Genomic DNA, 1,102 nt, shown 5'->3' on the forward strand with positions numbered 1-1,102 from the left:
CGATAACTCCGCGCTGCCAATCAGCGTCAGCGCCAGCCGACGTTTGACCAGCAAGGCCAGCAAACTAGCCCAGATCAAGCCTTCCGCTATCGCTTTTTGTCGTGTCGCGAACGCCTTCAACCGGTTATGTGATTTCAGCTCTTTGAACAACAGTTCGATCTGCCAACGGCAACGATACAATGCCATCACCTTCTCGGCTGGCCATCGCTCACGCGGAAGATTGGTCATCCATATACAGAACCGTTTTTCCTCTGCAAACCAACGTCTTATGAGTCGATATTTATACTTTCCCGAACTCACATCCAGATCCAGAACCTCGGCTCTGCAGCTTCTCCGATCGATATCCTTGAGCTTTTTTCCGAGTAACTTGGGCATTTCCCTGCCGTCCTGTCGGTAAGCTGCCTGTACTTTGGGATTGAGATTTTGACTCCCTCTGACCAGATAGCTTCCTTTGGCTTTGGTCACATCAGCAAAGTACTCGCGGCTGATGTAACCGGCATCCGCCAATAACAGTTTGTTATTTAACGAATTTGCGGCCGGAAGATGCTTGCGCTCCGATTCGGTATCCGCCGTGATACTCATCGATATCGGCGACTGGTCCAGCAAGGACATGGTCATATGACACTCTACCGCAGCGGGGCTGTGCTTATTGAATCGGCCCGGGAAATGTTCTGCCAATTGCGGATGTAACGCGAATGACGACCCGTCCTGCAGCAGTACCTGCTCAAAGCCTGCCAGTCCGTGGGCGTCCGGTAGACACTCCTTGAGGCGTAAGGCGATGGCTCGTTCAACCAGTGCGCGCATGAACAAGGGAAAACCCTGCTTGCGTAACTGGTTGTGAAAGGGTTTATACGCTATTTGGTCAGTATCATGGAGCTGCAACGCATTGAAATGGCGATGCAAACCAGCAATACCATCCACCTTGTCGCAACCAAGCCCTGAGAGCAGAGCCGGGAGTAGTCTCGCAGGCTGGATATCCCGGAGTCGCTGACAAAAACCGGTAAATTTACCGATCCGGTTGAGTTCAGAAGAGCTAAGAAGTTGCTTGAGGTACTGGGTTGCATTGATAATAGTCATGGCTTCGGGCGTGTCGGTTTTTTTT

1 protein-coding gene is annotated in these 1,102 nt (G+C 51.5%); it reads right to left on the reverse strand.

Annotated features, from left to right (window positions below; all coding sequences use genetic code 11):
* On the reverse strand, positions 1–1,077 hold a 1,077-nt coding region (locus J9889_RS13980; protein ID WP_210557055.1), incomplete at its 3' end, for an IS4-like element ISApu2 family transposase.
* Positions 1,078–1,102 lie beyond the last annotated feature (25 nt).

This window comes from Aeromonas sp. PrichA-15 (genome assembly GCF_017939245.1).
Classification (GTDB): Bacteria; Pseudomonadota; Gammaproteobacteria; order Enterobacterales; family Aeromonadaceae; genus Aeromonas; species Aeromonas caviae.